The following is a 1,625-nucleotide window of genomic DNA, read 5'->3' on the forward strand; positions in this document are numbered from 1 at the left end:
GTGGGGCTGACTAAAAAGGTCAGCCCTATTTCTTTTGGAAGAAACAGGGCTGAAGTGTAATTTTAATTACCACACTAAAACTACATGGCTAAATTAAAGACTTCCCTCGTTTTCAAGCAATATAATCAGCAACAAAATTTATTGTTACCTCCTGCATTGGAGGAGTGGATCGGTCCGACGCACCTGGTTCGGGTAGTGAACGAGGTAGTAGAACGGATGGATATCAGTGGCCTTCTGCAGCTCTATAAAGGTGGTGGAACCAGTTCTTTTCATCCGCGGATGTTATTAAAAGTGCTGTTGTACGGCTATTGCATGAAGATCTACACAGGTCGCAAGATTGCCGCTGCGCTGGGTCAGGATATTCATTTTATGTGGCTGAGCGGGAAGAGCCGGCCCGACTTCCGGACGATCAACCTGTTCCGCAGCAGTAAGGCCAAAGAAGTGATTGAGGTGTTGTTCAAAGAACTGCTGGAGTTCCTGCTGGAACATGGCTATATCAAGATGGAGAATTACTTCTGTGATGGCAGCACCTTCCGGGCTGATGCTAACCAGCACAAGATGGTCTGGAAGAAGAACGCTGAACGTTACAAGGGCAAAACGGAGCAAAAATGCCGTGAACTGTTCCGGCAGATCGAAGAGCTCAATGCCACTGAAGACCGCCAGTATGGTAACAGCGACCTGGAACAGGAAGGCGGCGCCTCCACGATCACTGCTGAAGCGATCGAAGAGCAGGTGGAAGTACTTAATGAAAAGCTGGAGGCAGCTACCAGCAAACGAACCCGTCGCAAAGCCGTCACTCTTCAAAGAAAGCTACACGATGCTCACAGCAAGCTCAATAAATATGAAGCCCAGATCCATAAGACAGGTAGACGCAGCGGCTACAACAAAACAGATGCCGATGCCAGCGCCATGATGATGAAGAACAAAGTGGAGATATTACCTGCTTACAATGTATTAGCCGGAAGCGAGGACCAGTTCATCACCGGGGTAAGTGTCCATCAAAATACCAATGACGGTATCTGCTTGAGCGATCACCTGGAAGAAGTGTCCCGGCAGCAACCCTTTAAACCTGACCAGATCATTGCTGACAGTATCTTCGGCACAGAAGAGAATTACGAACTGCTCGAACAACAGCAAATAGAGAACTATCTGAAGTTCCCTACGTATCATACTGAACAGAAAAGCAGTGTTCGCAAAAACCGCTTCCACAGAGACAACTTTCCCTATGATCCGATAACAGACAGCTATGAATGCCCCAATGGTCTAAGATTGATGTATCGCCGTACTTATCAAAAAGCGCATAAGCGTACAGGTTATGAATCAACTATAAAATTGTACGAATGTACTGATTGCAGCGGCTGTCCTTTTTACCAGCAATGCACTAAATCTACCAACGGGGAGAACAAAACGATCCAGGTCAATGAGAAACTGGAAGATTACAAACAGCAGGCAAGGGAGAACCTGGGTACAGAAAAAGGGAACAGGCTCAAAAAGCAGCGGAGCATCGAGATCGAAAGTTGTTTTGGCGACATTAAACACAATATGGGCTTCCGCCGGTTCCACCTGCGTGGCTTGAAGAAAGTAAAAACGGAGATCACCCTGGTAGCGATGGCCCACAACATCAG

Annotated in this window: 1 protein-coding gene; it reads left to right on the plus strand. The window is 47.1% G+C overall.

Translation table 11 applies throughout. The features are described from left to right. Positions 1-84: 84 nt before the first annotated feature. The coding region (locus tag D9Y29_RS26370) for an IS1182 family transposase (RefSeq protein WP_127133250.1) at positions 85-1,625 on the plus strand (1,541 nt) is incomplete at its 3' end.

The organism is Pseudoflavitalea rhizosphaerae, from assembly GCF_003991355.1.
In the GTDB taxonomy this organism is placed as follows: Bacteria; Bacteroidota; Bacteroidia; order Chitinophagales; family Chitinophagaceae; genus Pseudobacter; species Pseudobacter rhizosphaerae.